Origin of the sequence: Actinoallomurus vinaceus, assembly GCF_039542055.1 — a bacterium.
In the GTDB taxonomy this organism is placed as follows: domain Bacteria; phylum Actinomycetota; class Actinomycetes; order Streptosporangiales; family Streptosporangiaceae; genus Actinoallomurus; species Actinoallomurus vinaceus.
In genome coordinates this window covers 100,448-117,930 of record NZ_BAABHK010000024.1, presented here as the reverse complement: position 1 = coordinate 117,930, position 17,483 = coordinate 100,448, and the positions used below count along the sequence as shown (strand labels likewise).

The following is a 17,483-nucleotide window of genomic DNA, read 5'->3' as shown; positions in this document are numbered from 1 at the left end:
CGCGCGGGCGAGGCAGGCGGCGCGGCGTGCGGCGCGCAGGCGACGCAGGCGACGCGCGGGCGACGGAGGCGGCGCGGCGTGCGGCGCGCAGGCGACGCGGCCTCCGCGCCTTGGCCGCGGTCCCGATCCGGGGTCGGCGGATATGGACCAGCCGGTCCCGCAGTGGTGACGCGGGCAACGGGGCGGCAGGACGGAGTGGGTAGCCTGTGATCATGCCCACGGCCCTCATCACCGGCGCCACGGCGGGGATCGGCGCGGCGTTCGCCCGCCGGCTCGCCGCCGACGGCTTCCATCTGATCCTGCTGGCCCGTGACGCCGAGCGGCTGGCCCGCGCCGCCGAGGAGTACGGCGACGCCGAGGTCGTCGTCGCCGACCTGGCCACCGACGAGGGCCTCGCCAAGGGCGAGGAGGCCGCCCGGCGCGCCGACCTGGTCGTCAACAACGCCGGGTTCGGGAACAAGGGGCGGTTCCTCCAGGTGCCCCTCGAGGACGAGCTGACGATGCTGCGGGTCCACTGCGAGGCGGTGCTGCGGCTGACGTACGCCGCCCTGCCGGGGATGCGCGAGCGCGGTCGCGGCGGCGTCATCAACGTCGCGTCGGTGGCGGCGTTCTTCTCGCGCGGCACGTACGGGGCGTCGAAGGCGTGGGTGGTCGCGTTCAGTGAGGGCGCCGCGCAGGACGTCCCGGGCGTGCACGTCATGGCCCTGTGCCCGGGTTTCGTGCACACCGAGTTCCACGAGCGGGCCGGCATGGACATGTCCGGCATCCCCGAGCCGCTCTGGCTGGACGCCGACCGGGTCGTCGCCGACGCGCTGCGCGACTTCCGGCGCGGCGTGACCGTCAGCGTTCCCGGCGCGCAGTACAAGACCCTCGTCGGGCTCGGCAAACTCATCCCGCGCAACCTCGCGGGGCGCATCTCCTCGCGCACCGGCCGCAAGTACGACTAGGCCGGGCCCCGGCCTCCCCCTCGGCGGCAACGGAGCAATCTCCCGCACGTCAACACGAATAGGGACGCAGCCTCTCCTCGGCGGCCACGGAGCAATCTCGCGGCGCGCATCTCCTCGCGCACCAGCCGTGCACACCGCCGAACCGGACCCAGCCTCCGTCTGGTGGTCACGGATCGCGCGCCGGGCCGTCCGTACCGGCCATGTCGTGCCGGTCCGGGCCGCGCGGTGCCCGCACATCCGATCACCGGCCCCCTCGCGCGGCGGGACCCGATGCCGTTAGGTTTTACGGCACCGGACGGAGGTGTTCCCCCATGCCCCTGTTCCCGCGCCGCTTGGCGGCGGTGGTCCTGTCGGCGCTCGCCCTGTGCGCCGGCCTGGTGGCCCCCTCGGCGAACGCGGTCGTCGGCGGCTCGCTCGCCACCCCGCCGTCGTGGCTGGCGGCGATCGGCACGCCGGCGTTCCTCATCCGGCCCTCCGGGCAGTTCTGCGGCGGCGTGCTCGTCGCGTCCGACAAGGTCGTGACGGCGGCGCACTGCGTGAGCTTCCTGCGCCAGGTCCCGAGCCTGCTGAGCGCCGTTTTCGGCCGCGCCGACCTGTCGAAGAAGGACGGCGAGGCGGTGCGGATCACGAAGATCTGGGTGCACCCCGGCTTCCGCGAGACGTCCTTCCAGGGCGAGACGGTCGAGCACAACGACGTGGCCGTGCTCACGCTCGCCCGGCCGGTGAACCGCCTGCCGCTGCCGCTCATCGGCCGGTACGGCACGTATCCGCCCGGCGCGAACGCGCGGGTGCTCGGCTGGGGCACGACCTCGGAGCGGGACCTGTTCAACGCACGGCTCCGCGAGGCCACCATCCCCATCGCCCCGGACGCGCGGTGCACGAAGGCGTACGGCCGCGACGCGTTCGAGGCGAAGGGCATGGTGTGCGCGGGTTCACCGCGGGCCGACACCTGTGAGTTCGACAGCGGCGGCCCGCTCATCCTCGAGGGCCGGCTCGCCGGGCTGACCTCCTGGGCGTACGGCTGCGCCCGCCCGGGTTATCCGGGCGTCTACACCCGCCTGTCGGCGTTCACCCTGCCGCTGTAAGGCTGCCGCCTCGGTCACAAGGTCACAAGTAGAGGCCGGTGCCGTACTCGGGGCGCTCGTTGGCGACGGCGTGCAGGTCGCGCTCGCGCAGCACGATGTAGAGCTCCCCCTGCACCTCGACCTGGAACTGGTCCTCGTCGTGGTAGAGGACCATGTCGCCGACCTTGACGGCGCGGACGTTGTGGCCGACGCCGCAGACCTCGCCCCAGACGAGGCGGTTGGACTGCTCCGCGGTCGCCGGGATCACGATGCCTCCGCTGCTGCGGCGCTCCCCCGACTCCTTCTCCGGGCGCACCATCACGCGGTCGTGCAGCATCTGGATCTCGAACTTCGGCTCGGCCACAGTCGGGATTCTACCGAGATCGGCCCCTGTGCTCCGGTCCGACGGTGACGACGGCCCCGCTACCGGAAGATCGGAGGCCGCCGAGCAGGGGCTCCGGGTTCGGCTCAAGCCTTCTCTTGAGCCCTCTTCAAGGCCGCCCTGCGAGTCTCCTCGCACTTGAGCCGCACGATGTCACGGCGGACCGCCCGGCGGGATCGGGCGGTGCGGAGGAGGACGTGCCACATGGTCAAAGGACGGATCGTCGTCACCGGGGGCGCCGGGTTCCTCGGCTCGCATCTGTGCGAGCGGGCGCTGAACGACGGGTACGGCGTCATCTGCGTGGACAATCTGCTGACCGGACGCCTGGCCAATATCGCGCATCTGATGGCCGCCGAGGAGTTCGCGTTCGTGGAGTGCGACGTCGCCGACTACGCGTACCACGGCGGAGATCTCGTCGCGATCCTGCACTTCGCCTCGGCGGCCAGCCCGGCGGACTACCTCCGGGTTCCGGTGGAGACGCTGCTGACCGGCGCGCTGGGCACCCGGCGGATGCTGGAGATCGCCCGGGAGCGCGACGCGCGGTTCCTGCTGGCGTCCACCTCGGAGGTCTACGGGGACCCCCAGGTCCATCCGCAGCCGGAGTCGTACTGGGGCCACGTCAACCCGATCGGTCCGCGCAGCTGCTACGACGAGGCCAAGCGCTTCGCCGAGGCGCTGACCACCGCCTATCGGGGCGTGCACGGCACGGACACGGCGATCGTGCGGCTGTTCAACACGTTCGGCCCGCGCATGCGCGCGCACGACGGGCGGGCGATCCCCACCTTGATCAGTCAGGCGCTGGCCGGTGAACCGATGACGGTGACCGGGGACGGCCTGCAGACGCGGTCGATCTGCTACGTCGACGACCTCGTGGAGGGCGTCTTCCGGATGCTGTGGTCCGATCATCCCGGTCCGTGCAACCTCGGCAGCACGTACGAGATCTCCATGCTGGATCTCGCGCGGCTGATCCGGGACCTGGTCGGGTCCGACGCGCCGATCGTGCACGTGGGCCGGCCCACGGACGACCCGCGCGTGCGCCGGCCCGACATCGCGCTCGCCGCCAAGATCCTGTCCTGGGAGCCGTCCGTGTCGATGGTGGACGGGCTGCGCAGCACGATCCGCTGGTTCGCCGCGCAGTCCGCGTCCGTCATCGGGGCTCCTACGCCCGCCAGCGGCCGTCGGCCATGAGCGTCCGGTCCGGCATCTCCTCCAGTCCCCGCCAGGCCTGGACCCGCCGGAGGGTGAGGAGGAGACACACGCGGCCGGGCACCTTCCGCGGGTCGATCGGGAGCGCGTCGAGCGCGGCACGGCTCTCCGGCGGCACGTCCCCGGCGTCCAGGAGCTCGACGTCGCCGTCCACGAGCACCACGTCGGTCGGCGACCCGAAGGCCAGCCTCGCCCGCGGGTCCTCGCGCAGGTTGCGGACGGTCCGGCTGTTCTCCTTCGTCGCCATCACCAGCCGGGCGCCGTCCCACGCGCACCCCAGGGGAACGAGGTGGGCGCCCTCCTTCCCACCGGTCGCCAGCCAGGCGTTCCGCGCGGTCTCGAAGACCCGCAGGACGTCGGCTCTGCGCCGGTCCGCCGGCCGGGCGGGCGTTCCCGTCAGGCCTCGGGGCGGGGCGGTCTCGCCGCGGAGCGGGCTCATGTCGTCTCTCCTTCCGGCGGCGCCGTTCACGACGCCACCATCGCCGCGGTATTCGCGACGAACGCGATCAGGGCCAATGTCGTACGGACCAGATTCCAGTTCCCCCACGCCCGGCGCGGGTCCTGCCAATCGACGGGAACAGGACCGGTGTCGAGCGATTTCACGCGCCGATTGATGGGCACGTTACGCGTCTGGGAAACGAGTGAGACACCGCCGAGCGCGACTGCGGCGAGTACGCACAGGGCACGCCTTTCGGCGTCGGCGACCGCGAGCACGACGTCCAGCGCCGTCGACGTGATGACCATGATCGGCATCATCGGGTCGTAGGCGCGTCCCAGCAGCTTGTGGGCTGCGACGTACTGCTCGGGAGCCATCGCCCGCAGCGCCGGCCAGACGCCGACAGCGTGCGTGAAGAGGACTCCCGCCGCGACGCCGCTCGTCACGGTCACCACGGAATTGACAATTTCGATAACCACCGCGATCCCTCCTGTCACAGCGCACCTGCAGTATTCCGACGGCCCCTAGAGAAGGGCTTGAGATCGCTTTCAAGTGAGACGCGAGCAATCTTCGAGCGGGGCGGGCAGTATTCCGGCGTCCGCTAGAGAAGGACTTGAGATCGCTTTCAAGTGAGACGCGAGGACTCTTCGAGCAGAGCGGGCAATTCTGCCGTTCGCTGAGATGCATACGAGAGGAGTCCTTTTGTGACCGCGTTGCGTCCCACCAAGGTCGCCACCCGTGACGTCGCGCCGAACCGGCGCCGGGGAGGCGACATCCGCGTCCTGCTCAGCCCGAAGAGCGCGGGATCGACCTCGGGGTTCATGGGCGTGCTGTTCCTCGACCCCGGCGAGTACGTCGCCGAGCACTACCACCCGTACTCCGAGGAGTTCCTGTACGTGACACGCGGCGAGATCACCGTGCGCGTGAACGGGGAACCGATCACGCTGCGCGAGGGCGAGGCCGTCCTGGTGCCGATCGAGGCCCGCCACCGGGTGGAGAACCACGGCGCGGACCGCGCCGAGGTCGTGCTTCACCTCGGGCCGCTCGCGCCGCGGCCGGAGCTCGGCCACGTCGACACCGAGCCGCTCCCGAACGCCGGCCATACCTCCATCTCCGTGGGAGACGCTCCATGAACGCACGGCGCGTCGCCATCACCGGCATCGGGGTGATGGCCCCCGGGGGGACCGGCCGGAAGGCCTTCTGGAGCACGCTGACCGACGGCCGCACCGCGACCCGGACGATCTCGCTCTTCGACCCGGCCGGCTTCCGGTCGCGGATCGCGGCCGAGTGCGACTTCGACCCGGCGGCGGAGGGCCTGAGCCGGCGGGAGATCCGCCGGATGGACCGGGCCGCGCAGATGGCGGTCCTCGCCGCCCGCGAGGCGCTGCTGGACAGCGGCCTGGACGACTCGGAGCCGGACCCGGCACGCACGGGGGTGACACTGGGCAGCGCGGTCGGCTGCACCATGAAGCTGGAAGAGGAGTACGTCGTCGTCAGCGACACCGGACGCGACTGGCTCGTCGACCCCGCGTACGGCGTCCCGCACCTCTACCACTTCCTGGTGCCGAGCTCACTGGCGGCCGAGGTGGCGTGGACGTGCGGCGCGGAGGGCCCGGTCTCGCTGATCTCGACGGGCTGCACGTCGGGCCTGGACGCCGTCGGCAACGGCGCCCGGCTGATCGCCGACGGCGTCGCCGACACGGTGGTCGCCGGCGCGACCGACGCGCCCATCTCGCCGATCACAGTCGCCTGCTTCGACGCCATCAAGGCGACCTCGCCGAACAACGACGACCCGGCCCACGCGTCCCGCCCGTTCGACCGCGACCGTGACGGATTCGTCCTCGGGGAGGGCGCGGCGGTGTTCGTGCTGGAGGAGCTGGACCGGGCGCGCGCTCGGGGCGCGCACGTCTACTGCGAGGTCGCCGGGTACGCCACCCGCGGCAACGCATACCACATGACCGGCCTCAAGCCGGACGGCCGGGAGATGGCCGAGGCCATCCGGGCGGCGATGAACGCCGCGCGGATCGACCCGGACGACATCGACTACATCAACGCCCACGGGTCGGGCACCCGGCAGAACGACCGGCACGAGACGGCGGCGTTCAAGCGCAGCCTCGGGAAGCGGGCGTACGAGGTGCCGGTCAGCTCCATCAAGTCGATGATCGGCCACTCGCTCGGCGCGATCGGCTCCCTGGAGGTCGCCGCGTCGGCGCTGGCCATCGAGCACGACGTCGTGCCGCCGACGGCCAACCTGCGCACGCCCGACCCGGAGTGCGACCTGGACTACGTGCCGGGCATCGCCCGCGAGCACCGTACGGACGTCGTGCTCAGCGTGGGCAGCGGATTCGGCGGGTTCCAGAGCGCGGTCGTCCTGACCGCCCCCGGCCGGGACGGCGCCGAACGGCGGGCGGCCGCGTGAGCCGCCGTGCCGTGGTGACCGGGCTCGGCGTGGTGGCGCCGACCGGCATCGGCCTGGAGGACCACTGGGCGGCGACGCTGCGCGGCCGGAGCGTGCTCGGGCCGCTGACGCGGTTCGACGCGTCCCGCTACCCGGTGCGGCTCGCGGGCCAGGTGCCGGACTTCGTCACCAAGGAGCGGGTGCCGAGCCGCGTCATCCCGCAGACCGACCACTGGACCCACCTGGCCCTCGCGGCCACCGACCTGGCCCTCGACGACGCGGACGCCCGCCCCGCCGACCTGCCCGAGTACGAGATGGCGGTCATGACGGCCAGTTCGTCGGGCGGCGTGGAGTTCGGGCAGCGGGAGATCGAGCGGCTCTGGCGGGACGGGCCGCGGCACGTGGGCGCGTACCAGTCGATCGCGTGGTTCTACGCCGCCACCACCGGCCAGATCTCGATCCGGCACGGCATGCGCGGCCCCTGCGGGGTGGTGGTGGCCGAGCAGGCCGGCGGGCTGGACGCGATCGGGCAGGCCCGGCGGGTGCTCGACGAGGGCGCGACGTTCGTGGTCAGCGGCGGAACCGACGCGCCCTTCAGCCCGTACGGCCTGACCTGCCAGATCAGCAACGGGCGGCTCAGCGAGAGCACCGACCCGAAGGCGGCCTACCGGCCCTTCGACGGCGACGCCGCCGGATACGTGCCGGGCGAGGGCGGCGCCATCGTGATCGTCGAGGACGCCGACGCGGCCGCGCGGCGCGGCGTGAGCCGTGTCTACGGGGAGATCGCCGGCTACGCGGCGACGTTCGATCCGCCGCCGGGTTCGGACCGGCCTCCCACGCTGCGCCGGGCGATCGAGCGGGCCCTCGACGACGCCGGCGTACCGCCCGCCGACGTGGACGTGGTGTTCGCCGACGCCGCGGGTGTGCCCGAGCTGGACCGCCGGGAGGCCGAGGCGATCGGCGCGGTGTTCGGCGACCACGGGGTCCCGGTCACCGCCCCCAAGAGCATGACCGGCCGGATGTACGCCGGGAGCGGCCCGCTGGACCTGGTCGACGCGCTGCTGTCGATCCGGGACGGGGTCATTCCCCCGACGGTCGGCGTCCGGCGGATCCCCGCGGACTACGGCATCGACCTGGTCCGTGACCTGCCGAGACGTGTGCCGGTGCGGACGGCGCTGCTGCTCGCCCGCGGATACGGCGGTTTCAACGCGGCGCTGGTCGTCCGTGCGGTCCCCGACGCGGTTGCGGCGGCGGACGGGACGACCGTCCCGAGATGAGTCCCGCCGGGACAAGTGAGTCCCCGCCCAGGAACAAGGAGGAGAAATGGCGGATCGGACGCTCGACGAGCTGAGGGATCTCATGGTCGCCAGCGGCGGCGTGGACGAGGAGGTCGACCTGAGCGACGACATCCTGGACACGACGTTCACCGACCTGAGCTACGACTCGCTCGCCGTGCTGGAGCTGGCCGGCCGCATCGAGCGGGAGTGGGACGTGGTCGTCCCGGACGAGGCGGCGGCGGACTTCCAGACGCCCCGGATGGTCCTGGACTACGTCAACGAGCGGGCGGGGGTGAACTGACGTGTCGACCACCGCCCCCGGGCACACCGACAACGACGTCGTCATCGCCGCGCCCCTCCCCCTCGTGTGGGAGATGACCAACGACATCGAGTCCTGGCCGGAGCTGTTCAGCGAGTACGCCAAGGCGGAGGTCGTCGAGCGGGAGGGCGACACGGTCACCTTCCGCCTGACGATGCACCCGGACCACGACGGCAACCAGTGGAGCTGGGTGTCGCGCCGGACCGCCGACCCTCTGAGCCGCAAGGTGCGCGCGCACCGCGTGGAGAAGGGGTGGTTCGAGCACATGGACATCTTCTGGGAGTACGAGGAGGTGCCCGGCGGCACGCGGATGCGCTGGGTCCAGGACTTCCGGATGCGGGCGGACTCGCCGGTGTCCCTGGAGGCGATGACCGAGCGGATCGACGGCAACACCCCCGTCCAGATGGCGCGCATCAAGTCGAAGATCGAAGAGGCGCACGGTGGGTGAGGTGCTGTTGCCGATCGCCCTGCTGGCCAGCGGGCTGGCCGCGGGCGTGCTGCTCGGTGCCGCCATGGGCCCGGTGCCGTTCTACATGACGCTGCCGCCCGGCCAGTACGTGCGCGCCCACGCCTTCGCGGTCGGCCGGTACGACCCGCTCCAGCCGGCCTGCCTGCTGATCACGGTGGTGGCCGACGCGGCCATCGCCGTGACCGGCGGACCCGGCCGCGCGCCGGCGATCGTGGGCGCGGTCCTGGCCGCCGCCGTGGTGTGCGTGTCGCTCACCCGGAACGTCCCGGTCAACCGCTGGGTGAAGTCCCTGGACCCGGACGCGCTGCCGCCCGACTGGAGCAGCCGGGACCCGCGCCTGTTCTGGGCCCGGTGGAACCGGATCCGCACCGCCCTGGCGGTGCTCGCCCTGGCGGCCAACGCGGTCACCGCCGGTGTCGTCCAGTGATCCGGCCGCACCGACGACCACGAGAGGACGGTCCCATGCCGGGCGACGATCGCCGGTCCGGTCCCGGCCCGGCCGGGCACGCGCCGGGCGAGCATGTACCGGGCGGGCACGCACTGGGCGAGCATGCGCCGGGCGGCGACCCGCGGGGCGACCGGCCGCCGGCCGTACGGCTGCAGTCGCTGCTCGACGGGATGCGGGTCACCAAGGTCCTGCACGTGCTGGCCGAGCTGAAGGTCGCCGACCACCTCGCGGACGGCCCCCGCGACGTGCCCGCGCTGGCGCGCGACGTCGGCGCGGACCCGGACGCGCTGTACCGGGTGCTGCGCTGCGCCGCGTCGTACGGCGTCTTCGCCGAGACGCCGGACGGGCGGTTCGGGCTCACGTCAATGGCCGAGCTGCTGCGCTCGGACGTCGAGCAGAGCCACCGCGACCTGGTCATGCTGGTCGGCGGCGACCTGTGGTGGCGGCCGTACGAGGAGCTGGCGTACGCCGTGCGGACGGGCCGCAGCGCCGCCGAGCACGTGTTCGGCCGGCCGTTCTACGCGCACCTGCGGTCCGACGCCGAGGCGTCGGCCCGGTTCGACCGGGCGATGACGCAGATGAGCCTCGCGCAGGCACGGGCGATCCTGGCCCGGTACTCCTTCGCCGGATACCGCCGGATCGCCGACATCGGCGGCGGCCACGGCTACTTCCTGTCGCAGGTGCTGCTGAGCAGCCCGGACACCGAAGGCCTGCTGTTCGACCAGGAGCACGTCGTGGCGGGCGCCGGGCCGGTGCTGGACAAGCACGGCGTCGCGGACCGTACGACGGTCGTCGCGGGCGACTTCTTCACCGAGATCCCGGGCGGCTGCGACGCGTACCTGCTCAAGGCGATCCTCATCAACTGGCCCGACGACCGGGCGGTCCGGATCCTGCGCGCGGTGCGCGCGGCGATCGGCGAGGCCCCCGGCGCCCGGCTCTTCGTCATCGAACCGGTGGTCGCCCCCGGCAACGCGCGCGACTACAGCAAGGCGCTCGACGTGGACATGCTCGTCAACCTGGGCGGGCGGCAGCGCACCACGGAGGAATGGCGGCGGCTGATCGCCGAGGGCGGATTCGAGCTGATCGGCGAGCCGGCTCCCGGCCGCCGTGAGGTGCTGGAGTGCCGTCCCCGGTGAGCGCCGCCCCGACCCGAGAGGAAATCATGGATCTTCGACTGGACGGCAGGAACGCGCTGGTGACCGGGGGCACCCGGGGCATCGGCCGGGCGATCTCGCTCGCCCTGGCGGACGCCGGCTGCAACGTGGTCGCCTGCTACCGCAGCGACCAGGAGGCCGCCGCGGCACTGGAACGCGACCTGGCCGACCGCGGCGGCAAGCACGCGGTGCTGCGCGCCGACGTCGCCGACCCGGGCGACGTCCGCCGGCTGGTGGACGAGTACCGCTCGCGGCTCGGCTCGCTCGACGTGCTCGTCCACAACGCGGGGTCGATCAGCCACGTCCCGTTCGACCGGCTCGAGCTGGACGAGTGGCGCCGGGTGATCGACGGCAACCTCACCTCGATGTTCCTCGTGGTGAACGCGACGCTGGAGCTGCTCTCGTCCGGCTCGTCGGTGATCGGGATCGGCTCGAAGGTCGCGTTCGTCGGCGTGCCCCTGCGCGGGCACTACACGGCGGCCAAGGCCGGAATGGCGGGCCTCACCCGGTCGCTGGCCAAGGAGCTCGGCCCGCGCGGCATCCGCGTCAACCTGATCGCGCCCGGGATCATCGACACCGACCAGGCCGCCGGCCTCTCCCCCGAGATGCGCGAGCGCTACCGCTCCATGACGTCCGTCGGCCGGCTCGGCGAGCCCGAGGACGTCGCCGACGTGGCCGTCTTCCTGGCCGGCGCCCCATCCCGGTTCATCACGGGCGAGACCATCAACGTCGACGGAGGAATGTGACATGGGCGACCAGACGGTGTTCCGCGTCATGCTCCGCATGCAGATCGTCCCCGGCAAGGAGGAGGAGTTCGAGAAGGTCTGGTACTCCATCGGGGACGTCGTCCACGGGCACCCCGCCAACCGCGGGCAGTGGCTCCTCCGGAGCACGGAGGAAGAGAGCGTCTACTACATCATGAGCGACTGGGCCGACGAGCCGCGGTTCCGGGAGTTCGAGCGCAGCGAGCAGCATCTGCGGCACCGCAAGAAGCTGCACCCCTACCGGCTCCACGGCTCGATGGCCTCGATGCGGGTCGTGTACGACATGGCGAAGTCCGCATGACCGGCCGGGTCCGCGTCATCGTGTACTACGCGGCGTCCGAGGAGGACGTCACCGAGGCGTACGAGCGCGCCAACAAGGAGATGCGGGGCACGCCCGGCCTCCTCGGCGCCGAACTGCTGCGCTCGATGCTCGACGGCGACCGGTTCGCCGTGCTGAGCGAGTGGACGAGCCGGACGGCCTTCCTCGCGTGGGAGCAGGGGGCGCGCCACCGCGACCAGACCTCCGCCCTCCGCCCGTACGAGGACCACGCCGGTGGCAGGAGCTACACGGTCTACGAGGTCATCGGCGAGCTGTGACCGACGGCGGGACCCCCGCCCGACACCACTGGCAGGAGCCATGCGATCGACCAGCTCATCGGCGAACCCCGGCCGGCGCCGGCGCGTGCACCCGCTGCTCCGGCACCTCTGGCTGGGGCTTCAGGAGGTCGGCGCCGCCACCTGGGGGTTCGGCGACCAGCACGCGCAGCCGTACGGAGAGGAGGAGGTGCTCCCGCCGGACGTCTGGAGCGCCTTCTACGCCACGGAACCCAAGAGACGTCACTGACGGAGCGACCCCGAGAGGAACGCACATGTCGGGTATCACAGGCTGGGTGGACTTCGAGCGCGATCTGACGCGCGAGGGCGCCACCGTCCGGTGCATGACGGCCACGATGGCCTGCCGAGGGCCGGACGCGGAGGAGCTGTGGCTCAGCCCGCGCGCCGCCTTCGGCCACCGCCGCCTCGCCGTCGTCGACCGCGACGGCGGCCGGCAGCCGATGACGGCCGAGGAGAACGGCCGGCCCATCGCCACGCTCGTCTTCAACGGCGAGATCTTCAACGCGGACGAACTACGCAAGGAGCTCGTCGCGTACGGACACCGGTTCCGCACCCGGAGCGACACCGAGGTGCTGCTCCAGGCCTACGTCCGGTGGGGCGCGGACTGCGCGTCCCGGCTGAACGGGATGTTCGCCTTCGCCATCTGGGACGTCGCCCGCGAAGAGCTCGTGCTGGGCCGCGACCAGGTCGGCGCCAAGCCGCTGATCTACCATCCGACGCCCACGGGCGTGCTGTTCGGCAGCGAGCCCAAGGCCATCCTGGCCCACCCCGCCGTCCGCGCCGTCGTCGACGCCGACGGCGTCCGCGAGCTGCTCTCCCAGTCCGGGACGCCGGGTGCGGTCGTGTTCCGCGGCATGCGCGAGGTGCGGGCCGGCCACGTCGTACGCGTCCGCCGGCAGGGCCTCGTCGCCGAGCGGTACTGGGGTCTGGAGGCGCAGGAGCACACCGAGGACGTGGAAGGGACCGTACGGCGGGTCCGGGAACTGCTCGAGGAGTCGGCCGCGCTGCAGCTGATGGCGGACGTGCCGGTCTGCTCCCTGATCTCCGGCGGCCTGGACTCCAGCGCCCTCACCGCCCTCGCGGCCCGGGCCCTCGCCGCCCGGGACGCCGGACCGGTCCGCACGTTCACCGTCGACTACGTCGGCCTCGCCGAGAACTTCACGCCCGACAAGGTCCGCACGTCGCTCGACGCGCCGTACGTCGCGGACCTCGTCCGGCACCTCGGCGCCGACCACACGAACGTCGTGCTCAGCACGGAGGACCTGCTCGACCCGGTGATGCGGGCCGAGACCATCCGGGCCCGCGACCTGCCCAGCCCGCTCGGCGACATGCAGACGGCCCTGTACCTGCTCTACCGGGAGGCGGCGAACCACTCGCGGGTCGCGCTGACCGGACAGCTCGCCGACTCGCTGTTCGGCGGACCGGCCTGGATGCAGGACCCGGAGTACGCCGACGCCGACACCTTCCCGTGGGTGGCGCTCGCGCAGAAGCGCGCCTGCGCGGACGGCATCGGCAACGGGCTGCTCGACCCCGGGCTGCGCACCCGGCTGAACATCCCCGGCTACGCCACCGAGCGCTTCCACGAGGCGCTCAAGGAGGTGCCCGTGCTGCCCGGCGAGACCGGGAAGAACCGGCGGATGCGGGAACTGACGTACACCCACCTCACCCGCTACCCCGAGACGCTGATCCGCAACGACGAGCGGCTGAGCGCCCACGTGGGCCTGGAGACCCGGGTGCCGTTCTGCGACCCGCGGCTCCTGCAGTACGCGTTCAACATCCCGTGGAACCTGCAGGTCTTCGACGGCCGGGAGAAGAGCGTCCTGCGCGCCGCCGTCGCGGACGTGCTGCCGACCTCGGTGCTGGAACGGCCGAAGAGCCCGTTCCCGGTCAGCGTCGACCCGGCGTACGCGAAGGTCCTGCGGGGCGAGCTGGCCGAACTGCTCGCCGACCGGAACGCCCCGGCGGCGCCCCTGATCGACCGGGAGGGCGCACGCGCCGTGCTCGACGACCCCGAGAGCCTGGCGAACGGCTGGCGCAGCCGCGCCAACGTCGAACTCCTCCTGCAGCTCGACTCCTGGCTACGCGACTACGGCATCGACCTGGTGCTCTGACCTGCGCCCGACACCCAGCCGCCGCCCGCCACCTCCGGACGGGCCGGCGGCGTCGGGCCACGGAAGCGTGTGATGAACGTCAGGAGTTCAGGAATCCACAGGCGATACGGCGGACATGCGGGGCCTGACCTGCGCGGTAGCGGCCTCGGCGAGGTGCGCGGCGGGAGGCCATCCCGCGTATATCCCGTGCGAAATTGTGGGGTCACGCCTCAGCAGCCGCCGTCTCCAAGAACCAGACCAGCCGGCGATTGGGGCGCGCGCAGCCGAGGACCTCCCTCAACCGAGGCCACATGTCCGCCTCAACTGGATACCAGTCGACGTCCCACTCAGGCCCCCGGTCCAACATGTCACGAATCTGATCCAACTGCTCAGCTGTGATCGGAAAGATCGTCGGCGGGCCTTCTCGCACGGGGTAGCCAGCGAGTTGCCAACGAACGTCGGCCGCATCGTACGAGGGCTCGATAGACACGGGCTACAACCTAGTGACAAGCACCGATACCGTGGACAGACCGTGTCCAGTGACTGTGATCGTGTGGCGCCGACCGTCGCCGTTATCGTCGAGTGATGGGCCCTGCCGTCACGGCAGGAGGGCCTGAGCTGGGATGCATGCAACGGCGGATGGCACCGTAGGCGAAATCAGAGGGACGCAGGCGGTGCCGATGGCTCACAACGTCAACCCAGGCAGATCGACTTTCGAATTTCGCGGATTTCCTCTGCATCCCTGGTGAAGGCCTCAACTAGCATCGGACCGTCCTCAGGTGACTCGGCTTCCCATCCCTGGCTGGCCAGATGTAGGGAGACCCAGCTTAGGATGTGTTCGATCGCTTCCAATTCATCCATCCCAACGGCTACTCGCGCGTCGGACACGTCGTTGGCGAGTCGGAGACCCAATGCCGTAACCAGCCCGTTACATCTCGTTTGAACGGGTAGATCGCTGTTGTGGAGGCCAGTCAGGCCGGCCAGCCCGAGCCCGCTTACAAGCCGTCCAGCAAAGGCAAGTGAAATATTTATTTTCGAAGCGTCATCTCTAGGTTGCGGGAACGGATCACTCGGTCCTAGCCTCCGAGATTCAATGGGGGTCTGTTTTGCTTCGAGAACCCCACCAAACCACTTACCTGCAATGTAGTCGAGCCTGGGTAGGAGAACCAGATCTTTGACGAATTCTCCTTCAAGGTCAGCTTCGCCCTGAAAGTAGGTCCTAATTACGTGCGAGATGTCGTTTACATCGAGCTGGGCGGTGATTAGGACGGCATTTCCGATGCGTGAGGCTATTCTCCAAGCGCTCAACCGAAAGTAGGGAGGACACCCACACGGATCGCCTTTAGGGTTCGCGCACCGGCGGCACGGTTCGTCCGCCAGACCGGCAAGCCTGGAGCGAAATTCTTTTAGGTCAGGGGCGCCTCCTCCTAGCCTCTTATCTTGGTATCGTATTTCCACCCCGAGAATTTGGGTGGCTGTCCTTTCTCGATACCGAGCCCATGGCCCGGTTCCATGCTCCCGAGAATTACATGGACTACAGAGCAGACCACGCACGAGGCCACTGTCGTGGTCATGGTCGATAACCAACTCTCCCCGGCGACCGCAGATAGCGCACCGTTGGTCTTGCCAACGGTGAAGCGCTTTCCAAGCGCTCGTCGAGACGCAAAGAGTATCAGGCTCAGGCCAGGTCCAGCAGGCTGGCCGGGCCGAGTCCCAGAGTTCAGAAGCAGCCGCCTCGTCGTGAGCTCTCCAGCGAGCAGAAGTGCTCTTATCAGCCTTCGTGAGATGGAGTCCACAACGGCCGGGTTCGTCCTGGGCGGGCCAGTGAGAGGACCAGATGAATGGAGCATTTCGGCAGGGCATGCCTTTCCGTGTTGGCTGGCCACACTCACTGCGACGAGGTGCCAACGCGGAGCCGGGGGCCTGAGCGTCCATCAGGGGTCTCCTGGGCGGTGTCGGAGCTAATAAGTATGACAAGAAACTCTTGATTGAGAGGCCTTTTCGCCTACGCCGTCTATCAGGATCGCTACGTCGACCTATTCATTACGAGTCAGGCGAGGGGTGTCCGGTGTTGTCCGGATCTGATTGTTGACCTGGCTCGTTCGCGGTTGGGTCGTCCATCGTCATCCATAGCCGTCCGGCGCTGTTGTTAGCAGCGCTCGCCCAGCACAGCCATAGGTATCCGGACCGCGCGGCTCCCCGGAATTAGGTTAGTTGGTGAGCAGTCGGTAAACGTTACCGATGAACGCGAACCAGTTCGCCGGGCGGCTGCTGTCGTACTTCCAGGCACTAAGCGTGAGCTGGAGCGTCTTCTTCAGCGGGTGCGGGGATTGCTGGATGGCTTCGTTGCGTTGAGCGAGTCGGCGCTGTTCGTCTGGGGTGGGGAGCCGGTTGCTCTTGGCGGAGTTGCAGGCGTCGTGGACGGGGGCGAGGTTCCAGATCGCGTCCAGATCAGGGCCCTGCCATCCCCTCAGCCCGCCCATGCGCTCCATGTAGGAGAAGGCGAACACGTGATCGATGGCGTAGGGATCTTCGGCGGCGAGCGGGTCGTTACAGATGAGACAGCGGCCGTGTTGGAAGCCGATGGTCGCTTCTTTGACTCCCGTGATGGCACGGCGGCGGCGCTTGTCGGTGAGGGCCAGGGTCTGCAGATCAACGGCCACACCCTCCCGCATGAGGCTCGCCCCGACTCCGGTGCTGAAGGAGGACTCCACGATGGCCCATCGTGCGCCGAGTTCACCGCGGAGGACGTCCGCATGTTCGGACATCGCGAGGCGTTGCATCTCGGGTGTGAACCGGACGATGCGTTCACGAGGCGCGCCGGTCAGTTCGTAGAACCGGTGCGGCAGCGTCGTGCCGCCGGGAACGTTGGTGAACTTCTGCATGACCATGGCAGGCATCGATTGCACGGCGGCCCGGATGAGAGCCTCGGTCGGCTGCCCCAGTCGGACGGACTCGGCGGCTTCACGCCGCGCGATGGCCAGGAAATCGGTGTCGCGCAGTTCTTGTACGGCCGGCGCCTGCGGTGCCTCCTCAAGGTGGCGGACCAGCCTCATCGCATAGGGGCGAGCCAGTTCGGTGAGCGGAGCGTCGGTGCGGCCGGTGCCTGCCAGCTCAAGGAGTGCCTCCCCGAGGGCGAATTTATAGGTGCGGGAGTTCGCGCCCATCAGCACAGCCAGCCGCCAGGAGGCCCGGGGAGTCGGGTCTTCCCGGAAGAAAACTTCGCTCACATGCACCGCCGTGTCGTTCCGTCGCCGCCGCTGCCCTGCAGACTAGACGTCGGGTCCGACAGCCAGGCCCAGGCAGTCCCACTGCACGTCTTGCCGCCCCAACCGGTCATCTGCTGTGCTGCAGTGAACGACTCGTAGACCTGTGGTTTCCGCCAGTGCGATGGTCTCTCCCAACGGGACATCGAACATCCTGCGGTTCGGCGGGATCGGGCCATGGCGCAGCGTCATAATGACCCGTCCCCGTGGTGCCAGCAGCGAGGTGATGCGCTGCATCGCGCGGGGCCGCTCGGTGCCGTCGAGATGCATCCACACCGCTGACAACAAGACCAAGTCGAAGGACGATTCTTGACTGCTTAGGGCTGATAGGTCGGGAAGGGCGTCATCCAGCCAGCTGATGTAGCAACCCGAGTGGAGACGCTCCGCGCGTGCCCGAAGCTCCAGTGTCGGCTCAACCGCAACTACCGTATGACCGAGGCGGGACAAGGCCGCCGCATCCCGCCCACTGCCCGCCCCCACGTCCAGCACAAGCGAGCGGCGTCGAGGAACCAGATGTAGGACGTCCGCGTGAACCCCCTCGAACGACAGCGCCTCATACTGCCGCACCAGCGCTTCCGCATCCTCGCCATAGCCAGCGCTCCCCCACACCATGGACACATCATGGCGGCTTCCGAGTAACCTCCAGCC

21 protein-coding genes and 1 pseudogene are annotated in these 17,483 nt (G+C 70.2%); 15 read left to right on the top strand and 7 right to left on the bottom strand.

Going from position 1 to position 17,483, the window contains the following annotated elements; genetic code table 11:
- The first annotated feature begins 212 nt into the window (after positions 1–212).
- Positions 213–947 (top strand): SDR family NAD(P)-dependent oxidoreductase, encoded by a 735-nt coding sequence (locus ABEA24_RS48520; RefSeq protein ID WP_345442449.1) that lies wholly within the window; start codon positions 213–215, stop codon positions 945–947.
- Between the two features lie 311 nt (positions 948–1,258).
- Complete coding sequence (locus ABEA24_RS48515; RefSeq protein WP_345442447.1) at positions 1,259–2,032, top strand: S1 family peptidase; 774 nt, start codon at positions 1,259–1,261, stop codon at positions 2,030–2,032.
- Positions 2,033–2,054: 22 nt separating this feature from the next.
- Here ABEA24_RS48515 and ABEA24_RS48510 read toward each other — a convergent pair whose 3' ends face one another.
- Positions 2,055–2,375 carry a GroES family chaperonin gene (locus ABEA24_RS48510; protein WP_345442445.1) on the bottom strand — a complete coding sequence of 107 codons (321 nt, stop codon included), beginning with the start codon at positions 2,373–2,375 and terminating at the stop codon, positions 2,055–2,057.
- 222 nt (positions 2,376–2,597) lie between these two features.
- Here ABEA24_RS48510 and ABEA24_RS48505 point away from each other — a divergent pair, with 222 nt between their 5' ends.
- Complete coding sequence (locus ABEA24_RS48505; protein WP_345442443.1) at positions 2,598–3,581, top strand: UDP-glucuronic acid decarboxylase family protein; 984 nt, start codon at positions 2,598–2,600, stop codon at positions 3,579–3,581.
- On the opposite strand, the gene ABEA24_RS48500 is transcribed toward ABEA24_RS48505, so the two are convergent.
- The gene (locus ABEA24_RS48500) at positions 3,553–4,038 is read right to left on the bottom strand and encodes a pyridoxamine 5'-phosphate oxidase family protein (RefSeq protein ID WP_345442442.1); all 486 of its coding nucleotides are present in this window, start codon (positions 4,036–4,038) and stop codon (positions 3,553–3,555) included. The genes ABEA24_RS48505 and ABEA24_RS48500 overlap by 29 nt on opposite strands.
- 26 nt (positions 4,039–4,064) lie before the next feature.
- On the bottom strand, positions 4,065–4,532 hold the full coding sequence (locus tag ABEA24_RS48495; RefSeq protein ID WP_345442440.1) for an anthrone oxygenase family protein: 468 nt from the start codon (positions 4,530–4,532) through the stop codon (positions 4,065–4,067).
- A gap of 207 nt (positions 4,533–4,739) precedes the next feature.
- Here ABEA24_RS48495 and ABEA24_RS48490 point away from each other — a divergent pair, with 207 nt between their 5' ends.
- From ABEA24_RS48490 to asnB, 12 genes are read left to right on the top strand one after another with little or no spacing between them, the layout of a single operon-like run.
- A complete protein-coding gene (locus ABEA24_RS48490; RefSeq protein WP_345442438.1) occupies positions 4,740–5,168 on the top strand; it encodes a cupin domain-containing protein in 429 nt (142 codons plus the stop codon).
- Positions 5,165–6,454, top strand: coding sequence for a beta-ketoacyl-[acyl-carrier-protein] synthase family protein (locus tag ABEA24_RS48485; RefSeq protein WP_345442436.1), 1,290 nt, complete (start codon positions 5,165–5,167; stop codon positions 6,452–6,454). Before ABEA24_RS48490 ends, ABEA24_RS48485 begins: the two co-directional genes overlap by 4 nt.
- The gene (locus ABEA24_RS48480; RefSeq protein ID WP_345442434.1) at positions 6,451–7,710 is read left to right on the top strand and encodes a ketosynthase chain-length factor; all 1,260 of its coding nucleotides are present in this window, start codon (positions 6,451–6,453) and stop codon (positions 7,708–7,710) included. Before ABEA24_RS48485 ends, ABEA24_RS48480 begins: the two co-directional genes overlap by 4 nt.
- Before the next feature lie 46 nt (positions 7,711–7,756).
- A complete protein-coding gene (locus ABEA24_RS48475; RefSeq protein ID WP_345442432.1) occupies positions 7,757–8,011 on the top strand; it encodes an acyl carrier protein in 255 nt (84 codons plus the stop codon).
- A 1-nt stretch (position 8,012) separates the two neighbouring features.
- Entirely contained in the window at positions 8,013–8,477 is a 465-nt protein-coding gene (locus tag ABEA24_RS48470; protein ID WP_345442430.1) for an SRPBCC family protein, read from the top strand.
- Positions 8,470–8,925, top strand: coding sequence for an anthrone oxygenase family protein (locus ABEA24_RS48465; protein ID WP_345442428.1), 456 nt, complete (start codon positions 8,470–8,472; stop codon positions 8,923–8,925). The genes ABEA24_RS48470 and ABEA24_RS48465 overlap by 8 nt, the downstream gene beginning before the upstream one ends.
- A 35-nt stretch (positions 8,926–8,960) precedes the next feature.
- Positions 8,961–10,082: a methyltransferase gene (locus ABEA24_RS48460; RefSeq protein ID WP_345442426.1), complete on the top strand. Its 1,122-nt coding sequence runs from the start codon at positions 8,961–8,963 to the stop codon at positions 10,080–10,082.
- Positions 10,083–10,108: 26 nt separating this feature from the next.
- Complete coding sequence (locus tag ABEA24_RS48455) at positions 10,109–10,846, top strand: SDR family NAD(P)-dependent oxidoreductase (protein ID WP_345442424.1); 738 nt, start codon at positions 10,109–10,111, stop codon at positions 10,844–10,846.
- A 1-nt stretch (position 10,847) separates the two neighbouring features.
- Positions 10,848–11,165 carry an antibiotic biosynthesis monooxygenase family protein gene (locus ABEA24_RS48450; RefSeq protein ID WP_345442422.1) on the top strand — a complete coding sequence of 106 codons (318 nt, stop codon included), beginning with the start codon at positions 10,848–10,850 and terminating at the stop codon, positions 11,163–11,165.
- Entirely contained in the window at positions 11,162–11,461 is a 300-nt protein-coding gene (locus ABEA24_RS48445) for an antibiotic biosynthesis monooxygenase family protein (RefSeq protein WP_345442420.1), read from the top strand. Before ABEA24_RS48450 ends, ABEA24_RS48445 begins: the two co-directional genes overlap by 4 nt.
- 40 nt (positions 11,462–11,501) lie before the next feature.
- Positions 11,502–11,708 (top strand): hypothetical protein, encoded by a 207-nt coding sequence (locus tag ABEA24_RS48440; RefSeq protein WP_345442418.1) that lies wholly within the window; start codon positions 11,502–11,504, stop codon positions 11,706–11,708.
- 25 nt (positions 11,709–11,733) lie between these two features.
- A complete protein-coding gene (asnB, locus tag ABEA24_RS48435; protein ID WP_345442416.1) occupies positions 11,734–13,590 on the top strand; it encodes an asparagine synthase (glutamine-hydrolyzing) in 1,857 nt (618 codons plus the stop codon).
- A gap of 672 nt (positions 13,591–14,262) precedes the next feature.
- On the opposite strand, the gene ABEA24_RS48430 is transcribed toward asnB, so the two are convergent.
- From ABEA24_RS48430 to ABEA24_RS48420, 4 genes and pseudogenes are all read right to left on the bottom strand, one after another.
- Positions 14,263–14,877: a hypothetical protein gene (locus ABEA24_RS48430; RefSeq protein WP_345442414.1), complete on the bottom strand. Its 615-nt coding sequence runs from the start codon at positions 14,875–14,877 to the stop codon at positions 14,263–14,265.
- Positions 14,878–15,096: 219 nt separating this feature from the next.
- Positions 15,097–15,432 (bottom strand): annotated as a pseudogene (locus ABEA24_RS53925) (endonuclease domain-containing protein); the annotation flags it as partial.
- Positions 15,433–15,779: 347 nt separating this feature from the next.
- On the bottom strand, positions 15,780–16,742 hold the full coding sequence (locus ABEA24_RS48425; RefSeq protein WP_345442412.1) for an HNH endonuclease family protein: 963 nt from the start codon (positions 16,740–16,742) through the stop codon (positions 15,780–15,782).
- Positions 16,743–16,841: 99 nt separating this feature from the next.
- A complete protein-coding gene (locus ABEA24_RS48420) occupies positions 16,842–17,447 on the bottom strand; it encodes a class I SAM-dependent methyltransferase (RefSeq protein ID WP_345442410.1) in 606 nt (201 codons plus the stop codon).
- Positions 17,448–17,483: the final 36 nt, after the last annotated feature.